We start from the raw sequence: 17,355 nt of genomic DNA on the forward strand, positions 1-17,355 counted from the left end.
TTAATCCTCAAGTCTATATCCAATTTTATAGATAGTTTTAATATGCTCTTGCATATCCAGTTTTTTTCGTAACGATTTAATATGCATGTCAACCGTTCTAGTTTCACCATAATAATCGCCACCCCACACCTTATCGATAAATTGTTCTCTTGACAATGCTATGTTTTTGTTTTTGAGCAGCATCACTAACAAATCATATTCCTTCGGAGTCAGTTCAATAGATTTACCATTTATCGTTGCTTCTCGTTTGTCCAGATCAACTTGCAAGTTTTGATACTGTATCATATGCTCTTCCTTGCCATATCTTCTAAGGACAGATTCAATTCGAGCTAACAATTCAATCGCTTCGAAGGGCTTAACCATATAATCATCAGCCCCTAACTTAAGTCCGTTCACTTTATCATAGACAGAGTTTTTGGCAGTTAGGAAAATGACAGGAATACCGTGAGGTTGAATTTTTTCCATCAGTGCAAATCCGTCAAGCTTAGGAATCATTACATCGAGAAGAATAAGATCAAACTTCTCCCGCTTTATTGCCTCTAGCGCTGCTAAACCGTCGTAAACCTCGATTGTTTCGTAATTCACCAGTTTAAGATTCATTCTTATAATTTTAGAGATATGAATATCGTCTTCCACGATCAATATTTTTTTCGGCATTCCTTTTATCTCCTAGTTATTAATATCTCTTCTTTTAATGTACTGTAGCACCCACCTTTGCATTATACAACAGCGACGATTAATCTAATTATCTTTAATTTTATACTGACTGCTCTAGATTATAGGTACTATGAAAAGAAAAATCCACAACCTCTTGCGGTTGTGGATTTACATGGTGGAAAAATTCCTACCTCGATAAAAGCCTAGAGGCTTGCATGCGCAAGCCTCTAGGCTTTATCAATCTTTTGCTCGTAGAATGCTATTTCAGCATTGTATCTTTACCGAAATATTTCTCCCATGCAGCTGCTCGCTCGTCGATAATCGCTTGACCGCCTGAACCGAGGTAATCTTTCATGCCTGCGTCATATATAGCGTCAAATTTGTCAACAGATGCCACAACAGCCTTGTTCAAGAGCGTATCACGTTTCTCTTTAAGTGCTTGACCTTGCCCGTCTTCTGCCTTGATTTCACCCACATTGGCATTTTTGCCTACACGTCCGTCATGAGTTGTAATTTGATTTGCTATCTCAATATATTTTGAGTCAACACCAGCATAACCGTTGGCAATTGATTTGACTGTCTTATCAGGATCGCCAAGGTTAAGACCATTACTTGTAATTGTGTAGTCGATGTTTGCTGGAGAGTTCATAATTTTTTCGCCTGTTGTTGCAATTGTCTTAAAGGAACCGTCAGGCAACTTTTCGTGAGTAACGCCTTCTTCTCCAAATTGCAAGAATACGCGATTTTCAAGCTTGGAAATCCAATTCACATAGAGCAGAGAAGCAATTGGTTCTTTGTTTGTAGCTGGGAAAAATATTTTACGGTCAACAGGACCTGATAAAAATTTCTTATAAACACCAGCATCGTTGGCAAATGGTTCAACAGCAATATAAGCTGCATCTGGGCCAACAAGCCGCTGAAGGCTTGCATGAATGCTGTCGTCACCGTTACGATATGGATAATCCCAGTTGTGTATAAATGCACCCACATAGCCCATTTTCATAAGATTATCTTCCGTTGTATCTCCGGCAGGATAAAGTGAGAAATCTTTCCAAACCAGACCTTCGTTATACCACTTGTTCAACGTTTTTATGCCTTCTTTGTAATTCGGAAAAAGGAAATGTCGATCATCAAAGCCCTGTATGTAGATGTCCTTGTCTGTTAAATTATTAGGCACGAAGGATGAAGTCAAATGATCTGCACGCCAACCGATGTCAAAGCTCGTTGAAAAAGGAATCATCTTGTCAGCATCTTTTCCTAAAAGTGTAGAGGCGTTGTCTTTAAATGCTACGAGCATGCTTTCAAATTCTTGTAACGTTGTTGGCGCTTGGAGATTGAGCTTCTTTAACCAATCCTCGCGCACAAAGGTATTAATACGGTTAAGGACATTCAAACGAGTTTCCAATGCCCATAAGGTTCCTGTGCTAGGATCCTTGTCCCAATAGATGTTTGCTTCGGTTAGATAATCCCACATGTCTGGCAGAATGTCTTTGTTTTCTTCGACAATGGGGCCTAAGTCAAGAACACCACCCATATTGGCGTACGTTTGAATTGTTGGATAAGAGTAGGTTAGACTGATATCCGGCGCTTGATTCCCTGCCAAAAGGTTGTTAATGACCTCGCCCTCTGTCCAACGTGGAACAGGAACAAAAGTAACTTCTACATTGTGGTCACGAAGCATTCCGTCTTTGATATATTGTGTATAAAAGTTGTCCTCTGGTTTGGTTCCCCCGTCATTACCACGGTCATAAATCTCTACTGTAATCTTATGAGTCTCCTTGAATTTGAAATTGGAATCGAGACCTAGCTTTTCTAGTCTTGGATCGCTGCTGTCTTCAGCTGTATTAGATGTAGGTGCTGAAGAAGCTGATGGCGCTGGTGAAGCTGATGGTGCTGGTTTGTCGCTGGTACATCCTGAAAGTGCTAAAGCAAGAGTAGTACTAATCGCCAGAATGGATGCCGCTTTACGAAATCCCATGTTTGTTCCCCCTCATTTTAATTACTATTTTGGATTGATTTATAAAAATTGACATAGTCAATTTCTATCATGTGTTAAAGATTAACCTTTTACCGCTCCAATTGTGACACCGGATATAAAGTATCTCTGCAGCCACGGATATATGAGCAAAATCGGTACAGTGGCAAACATAACAGTTGCTGATTTAATCGTTTCAGACAGGCCTGGGCTTGAAAAGCCTTCCTGTGTAGCCACTTCAACACTGGTGATACTATTAAGTATGTTATAAAGCAGCAATTGTATAGGGAAGTAGGTTCTATCGGACATAAACATCAATGCATCAAAGTATCCGTTCCATCGACCTACCGCATAGAAAAGAGCCAGCGTTGCAAGCACAGGAGTGGAAAGGGGTAGATAGATGTTGGTGAGTACCCTAAGCGGTCCTGCTCCATCGAGTTCAGCGGATTCTTTAAGACTCTCAGGAATCCCATAGAAGAAGCTGCGCATGATGATGACATAAAATACACTAATAGAGCCTGGCAGAATCAGTACTAACGGATGATTGAGCAAGTGCAGCTCTTTCAAAAGCAAATAGTTCGGGATTATGCCTGCACTAAAATACATCGTAAAGATGATAACTGCCATGATTAGCTTTTTCCCTTTTAGGTTGTCATATATAAGCGGGTATGCACACATAATCGTCATAAACATGGACCAAAGTGTGCAGATCACAGTTAGTATTGCTGTCCACAACAACGCCCATGTGTATTTGGAATCTCCAAGCACAATCTTGTAAGCCTCGAAATTAAGTCCTTTAGGCAGAAGTAGAACTTCACTTTTAATCAAGGATTCCGCAGAGCTTAAGGATCGTGCCAATATATTCAAGACCGGCAGGAGACAGGCTAAAACACATAATAAACATAATATAGCGATAATCCAGTCTCCGATTCTAGTACTTTTTGATTTAATCATATTAACAACCTCCTACCAGATACCGCGTTCGCCAGATTTTTTTGCCAGAGCGTTTGCTCCAAACAAAAATATGACGCCCACGACGGACTGAAATAAACCGACGGCAGTGGTGAGAGAAAATTGCAATCCACGAATACCGTTATTGTATACGAATATGGAAATAACGTCAGAAACTTCTGTGACAAGCGTATTTCTGAGCGCGTAAGGTCTCTCAAAATCACTACCTAAAATGTGTCCTAGACTTAGAATCAGCAAAACAATAATCGTAGGACGAATTCCCGGCAGCGTAATATGCCAAATTTTTCGTAAACGACTCGCTCCATCCACCGCTGAAGCCTCGTACAGTTCTGGGTTGATTCCTGCAATGGCTGCTAGATAGATGATGGTATTCCAACCACAGCTTTGCCAAATGCCCAGAAAAATGTAGGTGACCACCCAATACGCAGGTTCATTCAGAAACGGAATTGATGCAAAGCCCATCTTGTTTATCATGATGTTGACAAGCCCATTAGTCGGTGCAAAAAGCTGAAGTGCCAAACCTGAAATGATAACCCATGATAAAAAGTGTGGCATGTACACAACCGTTTGGGTAAACTTCTTAAAACGTTTGAACGCGAGTTCATTTAAGAGAATGGCCAGAATAATAGGTGCAGGGAAGCCAAGCAGCAAGTCAAGAAAGTTAAGAAGAATGGTGTTTCTAAGTGCATAGAGAAAGTCACGATTGGAAAAGGCCTTAATAAAATATTCGAACCCATGATTTGCTGCCCATCCCATCTCCCAGGGACTTTTTACAATGCTATAATTTTTAAATGCAATTTGAATGTAGCCCATCGGTATATAACGGAAAATGATAAAGAAGGCCAATGGGAGAAGCATCATTAAATAGAGTATCCAGTAACGTTTAATATAGCTGAGCGATTTACTTTTATTTGTAATTTCCATATCTGTACCGCCTTACCTATAAATTTTCCTTCCCTTTTCATCGTCAATTCCTGTTTTGCGATAGAAGAACGTATTCACTTGATCTCGCCACTCGTGAGCATTGATTAGCTGAAGTTCAAGTCTCTCTTTCACCGAGTTATAGGTTTCCTGTGGAACCCGGTTCTCCAGAGTCTCCCAGGATTGTAACAATGCTTCCGCTTGCTGAGCACCCGCAAAGTGACTATCATATATGTACTGAAGCAAAGTTCGTCCGTCTTTCATCTTATAGTCGTACCGAACTCGATGGAAAAACAGCAATAATTCCTCTGGACAGCTTTCTATATGGTCGTACATCCTTTGTATTGACTCTGGATACTGAAGTGTATAACCCGTTCCTTTGGAAGTTCGATCGACTCCAATCGCATCAAAGCTTGCTCTGTGATAAGTCCCCCAATTTGAAAACTCATATCCGTCAACATTAGGTCCGTAGTGATTACTTGGATTTACCATAAAGCCAATACCAAGAGGCGCTGTATAGCTCTCGTAAATCCCTCTTGATTTAAGCAGCATCTCTTCTATCGTTTGGCGTCCATGTTCATCTGTTTCAAACGTAATCCGAATCCACTCACTGATCAGCTCTTTAGCAGTAAGCTCCGGATTCCATGCCATTCTCCCAAAGGCGTACAGATTGCACTGTGCAAGGGTGTTGCCTGTCCAGTTCATGTTATTGCCTGTGTTTGTAACCGCTGTCATAGCAACGATTTCTTGACCAAACAAACATTTCAACTGTTTCCCTTTATCAACTTCAGTTGTCAAAATTTCTTCCCACTGAACAGCTAGGCTGAACAGGTCGATTTGCTGGCCTGTGTACTCCTGAGCAATTTGAAACTCAATGGCCTCGTTGGTTTTCTTAAGGCTTGAGAAAAGAGGCGAAACTGGCTCTCTCGTCTGAAAATCTACAGGACCATTTTTGATTTGAAGAATGACGTTTTGATCAAATGTGCCATCCAGTGGCTGAAAGTGCTTATAAGCTGCCATTGGGCGGTCGGTTTGCGTATCTCTCCAGTCTTGCTTACAGTTATATACGAAGCACCGCCAAAAGACCAACCCTCCATATGGAGCGACCGCTGCGGCAATCGTATTGGCACCGTCTGCCTGAGTTCGTCCAAAGGCCTCCGGGCCGCCTCTAAACTCTGAATCCGCTTTCACCACATAACCTAAGAAGTCCGGGATTTTATCGTATACAACCGCGGATTGAGCTTTCCAAAATTCCTTTACTCCCGCATCCAGCGGATCGGAGGTTGTAAGACCGCCGACGATCATAGGCGCATCAAAATGTACGGATACCAATAATCGGATGCCAAAAGGTCTAAACAGTGCAGCTAGTTCTGCCGTGTCAGAAAGCAACGGTTCAGCAATCAGACCAGCGCTTACTTTGTTCACGTTCACATTGTTAATGCAAATTCCGTTAATTCCGATAGAAGCCATCAGTCGGGCATAATTTTTAATTCTTTCTTCATCGTAGTCAAATTTATTATTAAGGAAGAAGAAAGAATTACCGGCATATCCGCGTTCAATGTGCCCATCCATGTTGTCCCAATGATTAATAATGCGATAGTCCACTTTGGGTGCAGAGCGTTCACGAATCTTTTCCATGCTCTCTCCAGTGGCAAGACGGTTTAGGAAGCGATAAACACCATATAAGAGACCATTCTTACTGCCGCCTGCGATCTCGAATCCATTTTCCAGTGGGGTAAGTGAAAACTCCTCAGGCTCCAAGTCATCAACTTTTAATTGCAGCGTGTACTCAGCGCATTCTTGAATTTCTCCCCATAGGCGAATTAGACCTAGATGACATTCTTGATGGATAAAATCTAAATCGAAGCCTGCACTGATTCGCAAAGCTTTAGGCTCTAGACTGGATTTTGGCTGCAGCCAAGCATTGTATTCGGAATATATACGTCCCGCGTGATCCATGAAGCACCTCTATTAAATAAATTAAAGCGTTTTCATCAACTAAAAAATATAGGGTGTGAATTCAACATTTTATTCATATTAAGTTCATCGTGCAGCACCTATAAAGATAGCCAAAACACTTTTGTTTCTTAATATAAAACTTAGCATTGAAGATACCTTTCGACAATAGTCTGAATATAGTTAACAATGCCTAATTAAAGATTATTTTTTTCAAAAAAAAGACTAGCATACGCTAGTCTGGTTGATTTCTGAGACATTGTGATGGCGAATATCCTTTGATCATTTTAAATTGCTTTCGAAAGTGCGACAGATCATTATACCCGCAACGCTCCGCGGCTTCGCTTACGTTACATTCGCCATTTTGCAGCATGTCCTCTGCATGGTTAATTCTCGTTTGCGTCAAATATTGATTGACCAGTATTCCCGTTTCATTTTTAAATAGTGCCCCAAAGTATACCGTATTGAGCCCTACCATATTTGCAATCTCTTTTACAGAAACATTGCTCGCGTAGTTTTCAGATATATAGTTGATAGCCTTTTTCACCCGATAGTCGGTGCTCGTGTGGTCTTTTTTTAAGAGAATCAGCTCAAACAATCTGTGAATAATGACAAGCAGCAGACCTCTGGTTTTTGTGTGATACCCGGTTTCCTTACGAACCCAGGCATTGGATAGCTCACGAAAGAGCCCGATGAGGTCGCTTTTAATCCCAATGTGCGTCAGCAAAGGAAGAGGAAGGTCGGCTAGTTGTCCGTTCATTTCATAGAGTTTGAAGTTAGCGGAGTACACGTTCATAAGGTCATCGACGATGCAGTGAGCCATACGAATACTTCCACGTGGAATGCAAAGAAGATCACCGCGCTTCACCTCGTATTGTACTCCATTAATGATATAGATTCCTCTCCCTTCTAAGACATAAGTGATGTCACAAAATGAGATTTCATTTTTTGCGATTTCCCATGTTGGTGTGCACTTTCTATATATTAAGTAGCCGATATCAGGAACTAAGAAGTCGTTAATTTCCACTGACAAATTGATCTCCTCCCAAATAATGCCTTTAATTTAAACCCTATTACTATAGTTCAACCTTGTCAATAATAAATGTCGACGTTATGATTAGATTAGAAAAAACTATCAATATATGAGGGACCTGAATCCGTGACGGATCTTTAATTCTTTATCAATAATGGTACCCTGATCGTTGAAATATGCCCTGTCGCAGTTAGCTTCTCATGAAGCAAGCAAACATAGACCACAATAAAAAAATAGCAGTACAGGATTAGCCCCCTGTTCTGCTATTAATATTTTCCTACATTCCTGTTCGAAGCGAGCATCTATTTCAGCGAGCTTAATGCTTTTGGGACAGCCTCTTCGGACCTTTTTGTATGGTGGATCCTAGAGGATCGAATCCCTGATCGCACCGCTGCCAGTGATAGATTTGGTTATTAAAATTCCGATCTTACCATCCTCAATTTCAACCGTATACTTCCTTACTCTAATCTTCTCATTGAACAATGCTTTACCTGTCTTCAAATCGAATTCCCAACCATGCCATGGGCATCGAATGATTTGACCAGCCTTCCCATACTCATAACTGTACACCTCGGAAGGAAGCGTCGTTCCAGATACAAGCCCAGCACACATCGGCGCTCCTTGATGTGGACAATAATTATGAATGGCATGATATTCGCCGTTCACGTGATAGATGCCTATCTCACGGCCATCTACTTGCACTAGGGAAAATCCACCCTCTGGAATATCCTCTTCCTTCAGCACATAGTGCACTGCCATAGTGATCCTCCCTTACGCCCCAATCGAAAATCACGTCAATTTATAGAGCTGTAATGCATTGTCACGAAATATTTTGCGCCTAGCCTCTGGAGAGAGCTTACGTAAAATATGATCTGGGGAATCAAAATCCCAATGTGGATAGTCACTTGAATAAAGCAGCATATTCTCTGCATCAATCATATTGAATAGATCAATAAGATGCTGAGGATTATCGGGCTCCTCAATCGGTTGTGTGGTCAAATAACAATGATCTCGAATATATTGACTAGGCAGCTTCGTTAGCCAAGGAACAGTAGAGCGTAAAGCTTTGTAGTTTTTATCTAGTCTCCACATCAGACCTGGAAGCCATGCAACGCCTCCCTCTACCATAACGAACTTCAAATTAGGAAACTTAACGAATACTCCCTCGCATACAAGGCTAACTAAATGTGCCATGAACATCTGGGACAAGCATGTATGCCATTCAATATAGCGTGATGGGTAGCCTGCAGATGTAGGAGCCGTCGAGCCCCCACCACCTTCTGCACCCGGATGAACAGCAATTGGAAGACCATTGCGCTCAGCCGCTTCATAGATCGGATGATAATAGCGCTGTCCTAGTGGAGCCCTAGCTGCGCTGGAGATCATCACCTCTACAATGTCGGGATGTCCGCCAACTCTATCTATTTCACGTGCGGCAAGCAATGGGTCCTGGGTAGCGACAACCATTGCACCCTTGAACGCCTTATGCTTGCCAAACCATTCCGCAATCAAGAAATCATTATAGGCAGAGCAGATCGCGGCAGCATAATCAGGATCATGTGTTGTAGAAATGTTATAGACTACCCCTGTCAGAATCGCATAATCAAGATCATACCCATCGATTAGCTGCTTAATCATAAAATCAGGATTAGAGCCAGCCCTTCCCCCACCTGGGGGAATAGAGTCCTTCTTCATGACACCGATAGGTGAATAGTAGCCAGAACCCGCATAACCAATGCCGGATGCAGCAACCCTAGATCGCCAAGGCTCCTTCAAATACGGGAGCAGCGCTGCATCCTCCTGTTCATTATGAACATCGGCATCGATAATCTTATATCCCTTCATTGCCTGCATCCTCCATCTCCCAAGCAGGATTACTTGCTGTACGTGCGTGTATATGCCTCGTTATACATAGTGAGCAGCTCTTCTGAGCCCAGCTTCTTCGCTTGATCAACAAATTGTTTGTACGTCTCATCGTTAATAGGTATTTTACCTGTTACAAACTCTGTAATCTTCTGCTCCAAAAATTTATTCACGTTGTTAAGCTTCGATTTCTCAAGCTCTAGCTCTTCCACTGTCTTAACAATTTGCTTCGGTGAAGGAATGATATATTGCTCGTAGCCCGCATTAATCGCTAAGCTCTTCTCACTCAATCCACGCTCCCATACTTCACGAGATTTCGCATTATTGAGCGTGATCAAGTCATACCATACGCCCCAGTCCTTACGAAGTGTAGCAAATGGCGATGTTCCAAACTCACGATTATAAACCGCTTTGCCATTCTCCATCGTATACGTCTTGCCTTCAATTCCTAAGCTGAGATAATTAGAGCCTTCGTCTCCGATCAGATAATCAAGAAATTGAACAGCACGATCTTTATCTTTTACCTTTGCAGAAATTGCACGACCGACCGTGCCTACAATAGGACGTGAATATTGATAGTTTTTAATGCCTTCTGCTGCAAATAATGGTATCGCATCTAGATCATACTCAGCTGTACCCGCTTTACGAGCTTTATCAACCAAGGACTCTAAATCCGCTTTCCAGAAATACGTAACCATTGATTTACCCGTCAAAATTCTCTCTTCCCACTGAGCCTGCGTTAATAATGAATACTCTGGATCAAGCAGCTTCTCCGAATACAATTTATTCAAGAACACCAGCATCTCCTGATAGCCTGGTTGATTCGGTGCGAATGCATATTGATCTGTTAAAGGATCGATATTATAAAACCCATGAATACCCGTAAATATTCTGCCAAAGGTTGTGTACAGACCTGTATCTCCCACTATACCGTTCGAAATGAGTGGATAGGAGTCCGGATACTGAGCCTTCAATGCTTTCAAAAAATCATAGAAGCCATCAACCGTAGTTGGAGCCTTGATACCATGCTTATCTAGAATATCCTTACGTGCATACCAGATGAAGTTGAAGCCTTTGCCCGCTGCATCGCCCTCTAGGACTGGCACAGTATACAAGCCGCCGTCAGATCCTGTTGCTAACGCCTTCGCTTCGGGGTAATTGTCATAGAATGCTTTCAAATTAGGCGCCTTATCTAAATAATCTTTTAAATTCAAAAATACTTTATCTGGCCCATGCTCCCGACCATCTTGTGTATTTATTTGAATAAAATCAGTAGCTGTGTTTGTCGCGATCATAATTTGTCTTTTCTCGTCTAAACCATCCTGACTTACCACTTGGAATTTAACCTTTACCCCCGTCTTAGCCTCAATCTCTTTAAAGATTTCCCAATCATCCAGCACCTTGCCCTCTACCCGATCGTACACTAGCCATGAGAAGGTAATCGGATTGTCTGGACCTAAGGTTGTACTTTTGCCACTAGAACAGCCTGTTATCATCATTACACCGAGCAATACGATAACGATCAGCCTTTTAATGTGAGCTTGCTTCATACCATAACCTCCTTTTATATGCTAAAGCAGCCTTACTATATAGAGATAGACTTCCGATGAAGCCTATAGCTATCCCTTAATACCGCCCACCATCGTACCCTGTACAAAATATTTTTGAATGAACGGATAGACACATAGAATAGGTACAGTTGCAATAATAATCATGGCGTATTTCAACGTTTCTAGATAAGTCATATCCCCTTCTCCCTGCACATTCGCACCTGCTATTAGAATATTGCGCAGCATAATTTGAAGAGGATACATATCACGCTCCTGTAAATAGATTAGAGCATTGAAGAAAGCATTCCATTGGTTAACTGCTGTGAACAGTCCTATAGTCGCCATAACAGGCAATGATAACGGCAGAACAACTCGAATGAGTATTTGTATCGTTCCACAGCCATCTATTGCAGCTGCATCCTCTAGCTCCTCAGGCAGTCCTTCAAAGAACGTTCGCATAATAAACAAATACCATGTACTAATAAGGGAAGGAAGCACGATCGCCCAGATGGAGTTAAGCAGCTGAAGCTTCTGCACAATAATAAAGGTTGGGATCATACCGCCATTAAAGAGAAGCGTAAAGGCAGCCAGCATCAAAATAATTCTTCTACCTGGCAGCCAGCGTTTGGCTAATGGATACGCCATGGCAGAGGTTACAATGAGTGTAAGAACCGTATGGACTATAGCATATCGAATGGTGTTCCAGTAACTCATCCATAGATCAGGATTGTAAATTAATTTCTCATAAGCAATAAAGGTAATATCCTTCGGCCAAAGTAACACTGCCCCACTCGCTACCATTGCATTATTACTAATGGAGGCTGAGAATACATACAGAATGGGATAGACCATAACCATAATAAGAACAAGCATAAATAAAATATTACAGACATCAAACAGCTTCGAACCCCAGCTCTCCTGCCTATTCATAGCACTCCTCCTTTACCACAAGCTAGTTTCTGAATGTTTACGTACGATGCGATTAGCTAGAACGACTAGCATAAAGCCAATAACAGATTGGAATAGACCAACCGCTGTCGCGAAGCTGAAATCAGCATTGAGAATACCTCGTCTATAAACAAAGGTGTTAATGACATCCGATGTTTCATAGTTCATCGTATTGTAGATGAGCAATATTTTCTCAAAGCTCGCTTCCATGAAGTGGCCTAGGGTTAGTACGAACAAAATAATCATAATCGGAATCATACCAATGAAGGTAATATGCCGCATCTGCTGTAATCTGCTTGCACCATCCATCTTAGCTGCCTCATAGAGCATCGGGTCGATGCCGGAAATAGCCGCCAAATATAGAATCGTGCCCCAGCCTACCTTCTGCCACATTTCAGAGCCGACATACACCGTTCGGAACCACTCTGGTATACCTAGAAACATAATGGGCTCCATACCGAGTATTTGTACGAGAAAATGATTCACTACCCCTGTCGTCGGAGAGAGGAAAGTGACAAGAATACCAGCAATAACGACGGTTGAAAGGAAATGGGGCAAGTAGCTAATGTTTTGTACAATGCGTTTAAACCATTTCCCTTTTAATTCATGAAATAAAATAGCCAATAGGATTGGCGCTGGAAAGTGAAAGACAAGGTCATAAATATTCAACATCATCGTATTCCGAATTAGCTTCCAAGCGTCGGGAGTAACATAGAAAAACTCAATAAAATGCTTGAGTCCCACAAACTTGCTGCCTAAAATTCCTCGACCGATTGAATAGTCCTGGAAGGCGATGATAATGCCGTACATCGGAGCGTATTTAAATATTAAGTAGTACAAAATACCAGGCAGCATCAACAGGTATAACGCTTTATGCTTCTTCAATACATGACTAATTCGTAGTAGACTCGCCATTCCTTCACCTCCAGTTGAAAGCACTTACATTTATTAAGTTGTCTTCACTATACGAAGTGTCCTTAGGAGCGTAAAGCACCTATTTTTTCTAAGAGTCGCGTTCCTTACATTTCCCTGATTTTCTAGGTTTTTTCCATACATATTGTAAAAAAAGAGACTTCAGAAAATAATGAAGTCCCCTTTGTTCCCTACTGGTGAATCGTACGATACTTTGCAGGAGTAATACCCTCGTAGCGGTGGAAAGCCCGAATCAAGGAATTCCTTCCCCAATAACCTACCTGCTCTGCAATTTCATCGATTTTCATATCCGTTTCAAGTAAAAACTGCTTTGCCTTCGTGAGCCGACACTTCGCAATATAATCAACGTACTTCTCTCCGATTTCTTCTTTGAATATACGGCTGAAATGCCCGCTAGACATGTTCATCTTGCCTGCAAAATATTCGATCGACAATTCCTCGTTATAATGCTCCTGAATATAATGAACAATTTCTAGAAATTGCTGACTGCGATTACTCGTCTCGGCCACACGGAAGAGGAAACTATGAATGTGCTGGAAGCAATGCTTCAATTCCTCCCAAGTCATACAAAAACTCATCTGCTCGAATAGGCCAGCATAATAAGGAACATTGGGATCGTGATGCTCCGACTCCACGGCTCGAATCCACGTATTCAGCACATCCGTACATAAATACTTCATCTGCAAAGCTGTCAGTTCTTTCCGCTTGCCTTCTTCCAACAGATCTAGCATGAATGCAAGCAGCTTGTCATACTCTCTGGTTTTGTATTGATTCAATATCCGCTGTACATCTTGAATGGATAAGAATGAATCTACCTGTTGCTCACAGTAACTGAGGTTATTGCAAATTTCCACTGTGGAATCCAATTTACGATCCTTTAGAACGTTTAACGCATGATCATAGGATAAGGATAGTTGTTCTATGCTTTCCACAGCTATACCTATTCCAATCGTTGCTTTGAAGTAATTCCCATAAAGCATTAATAACTCTTTCATTCTTTCTTCAAGCTGCTCCGTCTTCTGATTCATCAACGTATCTTGCTGAAGAACACAAACCAGCATATCCGGCTTCGTCTGGCATAACCATGCCACAATAGGATCCAGCTTATAGAGGCTTTCCTTCAGCTCTGTTAGAATAAATATTCGTTTGGACTCTGATAGAAGCTGGTATTCCGATGGATTATAATGTAGCGCAATACTTACGACCGTTCTAGCCACGTTGCAACTATAGCTGAATGCAATTTCCTTCGCGTAATACTCGATTGATAGCGCGTCTCGATACTGTCCTTGCAATATTTTCGCAACGAATTGCTCCTGTATAATTGGCAGCATTCCATTTACACGGTGAAACAGCTCTTTATTCTCCGTCATAATACGCTCAGAGTATCGCTTAATCACATCAAACTCATTACCTGCATGCAAAGGCTTATCATGGTTTGGATGATGTGACTCCAGTCCATCCTTAATTTCTCTGATCGGTAAATACAGACGCCTGCTTAAATAGTAGGAAACCATTCCTCCCACCAATAGAAAAAAGATGGAGAACATTAAGCTAATGCCACGCGTCCAGTAGATAGGCTTCATTACCGTACCTAGATCAGTCATACTAATATAATGCCAAGAATTATCGAAACTAGATTGATCCAATAACAGCCCCGTCTCTTTAGATATCGTAAAGTGTGAGGTCAGTCCAACCTTAGCAATACGATCCCGCAGCACCTCTTGGTCCTGCATCGACATCCCCATATGAGCGATTAATCTTCCAGACCCATCTACAATAGCCGTACCTTTAACCCAATCCTCCGAAATATAAATTTGCTCCTTGAGCTTATCAGCCTTAATGTCGACGAGCAGATAGACTTCTGGCGTTTGCGTATTAAAGGGATAGCTCATCATCGCCGTAAGAGAGGTAGGATTCTCCATGAAATCCATCATTTTCTTACCGGTCAGGGTAGTATTAATATCTTTACTCCAGCTGGGCCCTAGTACATTCTTAGAGCTAAAGTAATACGATTTATTCGTAAACGTATCAGCATCTATAATCAAATCTTCATATACAAAATAAAAATAGGCTTTCCCCACCAGCTCATTGGATTCTAGTTGCTGCAGCTGTTCTCGAAGGGAATGAAGCAACTCAATACGTTGCATATGATCAGAAGACAAATTAACAGGCATTCGAAGTACGCTGCGTATATTGGAAGCGCTTAACATATTGATCATATTGTCTTTTAATGATTGTAGTTCTGTGTCTGTTCGCTCAGCGAAGCGACTCATAATAACATTATTGAAGCGCTCAGCATCCTCTACAATAATCCGAACGACAAGAATATAGGCGAGTACACTAGCCACAATAACCGGTATGAGAATAAGCAGGAAATAGTTAGCGAACAACTGCCAAAAGAGAGTCTGCCGAATGAGTGGCGACGATTGGGATACCTCTCGCTTAGGAGCATGAGCTTGGATATGAGTAGATCGTTTCATTACATCACCCCTGCTGTTCTTATGGACTGCCTTTTGTTAACCCGATTTTATCTCTCTCCCAGAAAAGCAGTCATTACGTAATTTTACATAATAATACCACAGATGTTTGTAGTTTTATGTCATAGAACTCTATTTTTTTCGAAATAAAAATTTATTCAATAGAACACAGATAAAAGTTTGTATGAGAAAACTAAACAAGCTGACTCCGGTTAAGTGCCGGCTTCAACTTGTTAGGTAGTGTCTTTTATTCAGTGTCCGCTATCTGGGGTCTTGACCAATTACTTTATAAATTTCTAGCACTTATTCATTAATAATTTTGACTAGCACAAGTCCAAACTACTAGACCATTAATAATTTGTAGGCAAAATTGCTCCACATTGCTCCACTCTAATTTCGCAAACGTCCCATGATAAGCCACATTGATCCTCATATTTGTAGTTTAAAAAGCCATCTTATCGCATTATGTAGAATAAGCACTAACATATAGTTAGTACATTATGCACTTCCATATAAATCCAAAAAGTATTAAGTTTACGTTAGACGACTTGTACACGGCGGACACCTCACTAGAAAGGTGGAGGTTGTAAGCATGGATATATTTCAAGCTCTTTCAATCATGTTTGCATTTGGGTTATTTATACTCACACTGTTAACCTATATTGACAAGAGGAAATGATCTGAAGTGGCACTAGTTTTGGTTTGAAACCATACTAATAAATCCGCCATTTACAAGCCGCCGACGTACAAGTCAGGTCACCTCAATGATCTGGCTTTTTTTTATTCACTAGCTGCTTTATCGATAAAAATCAGGATGGGATTAAGCATTCACACAGGATTATTATTTTGCTCGAGGCTCCAAAAGGCGCATTCGATTTAATTCAAAGCTTGATCGCTGATTTGAAGAGGCGATACGTTCACTCAAATTAAGTCTTTCAATGTAGCGGCAACGAATTTTTTGCTTTCCAACTCACTATCATTATAAAAAAACTCAATCTACCTTCTTTAGCCGCGGAAATTTCCTTTTTTAAGTATGATTTATCAACAGAGCCCCTGTCATTCCACTCGGGATGACAGGGGCTCTAGGCATGGCTATCTTACGTCTCTGCTTTGCTTAGCGCAAGCTTGGAGAACAGATCATGAAACACCGCGTCACGGTCAATATAGCTCGCGCAGCGTATCAAATGTCTTGTGGTATCCGTGCTCCAGCGAAAGTCCTCCGAAATTATTGGACTTGGAATAAGCCGCGAAGGAACCCACTTTGGCTGATTCAGCCAAGCGATAACCGAGATATCCCATATCACTCTGGAATAAGCGAAATGATCATCCTTGCAGTTTTTGTATGTCTCATAGAGGTACTCTCCAATCGCGCCTGAAGGCTTTACATAGTCTCTAATCTCCGATAGTGTCGTACGTAGGTTTGAAGCGACTCCCATGCATGGGATCAGGACCAGAGGCACGCCGCAGTCCATCAACGTTCTCGAGGCGTGGATATCCTGTGCGAGATTAAACTCGCGAGTGTCAGGCCAATCCAGTGCGTTGCCGCCCAGCCAGACCACGACGATACGCTCGATAATCCGCGGCTCCAGCAGAATGGCACTCGCAATATTCGTAATGGCAGCGATTCCAACTACATATAATGGATCATTTATCTCGCATGCCATTGCGCGCTCTACCAAATCCAGCGCTGCTTCGCTCCGAATCGGGGAGTTAGCGGCAGGCAAATAAGCTTCTGAACCTCGATAGACGGGGACATCCTCTCGATTCATTAGCTTAAGAATACGAATGATTTCCTCATAGCTTTTATCCATCCCGTCCTTCGGTCCAGTTGAGAGCTCATTATGGAACGGTGCTGCATAAAGAGCCTGAAGCTCTATTTTTTCGGGCGACAAGAGCGCATAAATGACCGCAAATTGGTCGTCGATCTCGTTAAAAGTATCGGTATCGAGCACCATTCTAACTCTACTTCCTGGAGCCTCTAGCTTGCGAACCAGCTCATCAGTGGATAATATCGGAAAAACTTGTCCCATATACTCTTCCTCCATTTATATAATGAATTGGCTTTTCAGC

The 17,355-nt window shown here is 41.7% G+C and carries 14 protein-coding genes; 1 reads left to right on the forward strand and 13 read right to left on the reverse strand.

What is annotated here, in order from left to right; genetic code table 11:
• The 12 genes from CEF13_RS19980 to CEF13_RS20035 form a co-directional block, all read right to left on the reverse strand.
• Positions 1-657: a response regulator transcription factor gene (locus CEF13_RS19980; RefSeq protein ID WP_102713313.1), complete on the reverse strand. Its 657-nt coding sequence runs from the start codon at positions 655-657 to the stop codon at positions 1-3.
• A 259-nt stretch (positions 658-916) separates the two neighbouring features.
• Entirely contained in the window at positions 917-2,635 is a 1,719-nt protein-coding gene (locus CEF13_RS19985) for a type 2 periplasmic-binding domain-containing protein (protein WP_102713315.1), read from the reverse strand.
• 81 nt (positions 2,636-2,716) lie between these two features.
• Positions 2,717-3,586: a carbohydrate ABC transporter permease gene (locus CEF13_RS19990; RefSeq protein WP_102713317.1), complete on the reverse strand. Its 870-nt coding sequence runs from the start codon at positions 3,584-3,586 to the stop codon at positions 2,717-2,719.
• Positions 3,587-3,598: 12 nt separating this feature from the next.
• Positions 3,599-4,528, reverse strand: coding sequence for an ABC transporter permease (locus tag CEF13_RS19995; RefSeq protein WP_102713319.1), 930 nt, complete (start codon positions 4,526-4,528; stop codon positions 3,599-3,601).
• Between the two features lie 12 nt (positions 4,529-4,540).
• A complete protein-coding gene (locus tag CEF13_RS20000; RefSeq protein WP_102713321.1) occupies positions 4,541-6,484 on the reverse strand; it encodes an alpha-glucuronidase in 1,944 nt (647 codons plus the stop codon).
• Between the two features lie 232 nt (positions 6,485-6,716).
• Positions 6,717-7,508, reverse strand: coding sequence for an AraC family transcriptional regulator (locus CEF13_RS20005; RefSeq protein WP_244917168.1), 792 nt, complete (start codon positions 7,506-7,508; stop codon positions 6,717-6,719).
• A gap of 369 nt (positions 7,509-7,877) precedes the next feature.
• Entirely contained in the window at positions 7,878-8,273 is a 396-nt protein-coding gene (locus CEF13_RS20010) for a Rieske (2Fe-2S) protein (RefSeq protein ID WP_102713325.1), read from the reverse strand.
• Between the two features lie 30 nt (positions 8,274-8,303).
• Positions 8,304-9,359 (reverse strand): amidohydrolase family protein, encoded by a 1,056-nt coding sequence (locus CEF13_RS20015; RefSeq protein ID WP_102713327.1) that lies wholly within the window; start codon positions 9,357-9,359, stop codon positions 8,304-8,306.
• 29 nt (positions 9,360-9,388) lie between these two features.
• Entirely contained in the window at positions 9,389-10,876 is a 1,488-nt protein-coding gene (locus CEF13_RS20020; RefSeq protein WP_424991943.1) for an extracellular solute-binding protein, read from the reverse strand.
• 120 nt (positions 10,877-10,996) lie between these two features.
• Positions 10,997-11,857 (reverse strand): carbohydrate ABC transporter permease, encoded by an 861-nt coding sequence (locus CEF13_RS20025; RefSeq protein ID WP_102713331.1) that lies wholly within the window; start codon positions 11,855-11,857, stop codon positions 10,997-10,999.
• Between the two features lie 12 nt (positions 11,858-11,869).
• A complete protein-coding gene (locus tag CEF13_RS20030; protein WP_102713333.1) occupies positions 11,870-12,790 on the reverse strand; it encodes an ABC transporter permease in 921 nt (306 codons plus the stop codon).
• 188 nt (positions 12,791-12,978) lie between these two features.
• A complete protein-coding gene (locus CEF13_RS20035; protein ID WP_102713335.1) occupies positions 12,979-15,288 on the reverse strand; it encodes a helix-turn-helix domain-containing protein in 2,310 nt (769 codons plus the stop codon).
• A 589-nt stretch (positions 15,289-15,877) separates the two neighbouring features.
• On the opposite strand from CEF13_RS20035, the gene CEF13_RS29330 reads away from it, so the two are divergent.
• Positions 15,878-15,964: a putative holin-like toxin gene (locus CEF13_RS29330; protein ID WP_268760193.1), complete on the forward strand. Its 87-nt coding sequence runs from the start codon at positions 15,878-15,880 to the stop codon at positions 15,962-15,964.
• Positions 15,965-16,382: 418 nt separating this feature from the next.
• Here the strand turns inward: CEF13_RS29330 and CEF13_RS20040 are convergent, their stop codons facing one another.
• Positions 16,383-17,315 carry a nucleoside hydrolase gene (locus CEF13_RS20040; RefSeq protein WP_102713337.1) on the reverse strand — a complete coding sequence of 311 codons (933 nt, stop codon included), beginning with the start codon at positions 17,313-17,315 and terminating at the stop codon, positions 16,383-16,385.
• Between the last annotated feature and the right edge of the window lie 40 nt (positions 17,316-17,355).

The sequence above is a fragment of the Paenibacillus castaneae genome (assembly GCF_002884445.1).
Classification (GTDB): Bacteria; Bacillota; Bacilli; order Paenibacillales; family Paenibacillaceae; genus Pristimantibacillus; species Pristimantibacillus castaneae.

Excerpts from the sequence above, each read along its gene's own strand:
- CEF13_RS19985 (WP_102713315.1), bottom strand. The coding sequence starts at position 2,635 with ATGGGATTTCGTAAAGCGGCATCCATTCTGGCGATTAGTACTACTCTT.
- CEF13_RS19990 (WP_102713317.1), bottom strand. The coding sequence starts at position 3,586 with ATGATTAAATCAAAAAGTACTAGAATCGGAGACTGGATTATCGCTATA.
- CEF13_RS29330 (WP_268760193.1), top strand. The coding sequence starts at position 15,878 with ATGGATATATTTCAAGCTCTTTCAATCATGTTTGCATTTGGGTTATTT.
- CEF13_RS20025 (WP_102713331.1), bottom strand. The coding sequence starts at position 11,857 with ATGAATAGGCAGGAGAGCTGGGGTTCGAAGCTGTTTGATGTCTGTAAT.
- CEF13_RS20000 (WP_102713321.1), bottom strand. The coding sequence starts at position 6,484 with ATGGATCACGCGGGACGTATATATTCCGAATACAATGCTTGGCTGCAG.
- CEF13_RS19980 (WP_102713313.1), bottom strand. The coding sequence starts at position 657 with ATGCCGAAAAAAATATTGATCGTGGAAGACGATATTCATATCTCTAAA.
- CEF13_RS20015 (WP_102713327.1), bottom strand. The coding sequence starts at position 9,359 with ATGAAGGGATATAAGATTATCGATGCCGATGTTCATAATGAACAGGAG.
- CEF13_RS20010 (WP_102713325.1), bottom strand. The coding sequence starts at position 8,273 with ATGGCAGTGCACTATGTGCTGAAGGAAGAGGATATTCCAGAGGGTGGA.
- CEF13_RS20040 (WP_102713337.1), bottom strand. The coding sequence starts at position 17,315 with ATGGGACAAGTTTTTCCGATATTATCCACTGATGAGCTGGTTCGCAAG.
- CEF13_RS19995 (WP_102713319.1), bottom strand. The coding sequence starts at position 4,528 with ATGGAAATTACAAATAAAAGTAAATCGCTCAGCTATATTAAACGTTAC.
- CEF13_RS20030 (WP_102713333.1), bottom strand. The coding sequence starts at position 12,790 with ATGGCGAGTCTACTACGAATTAGTCATGTATTGAAGAAGCATAAAGCG.
- CEF13_RS20020 (WP_424991943.1), bottom strand. The coding sequence starts at position 10,876 with ATGATGATAACAGGCTGTTCTAGTGGCAAAAGTACAACCTTAGGTCCA.
- CEF13_RS20035 (WP_102713335.1), bottom strand. The coding sequence starts at position 15,288 with ATGAAACGATCTACTCATATCCAAGCTCATGCTCCTAAGCGAGAGGTA.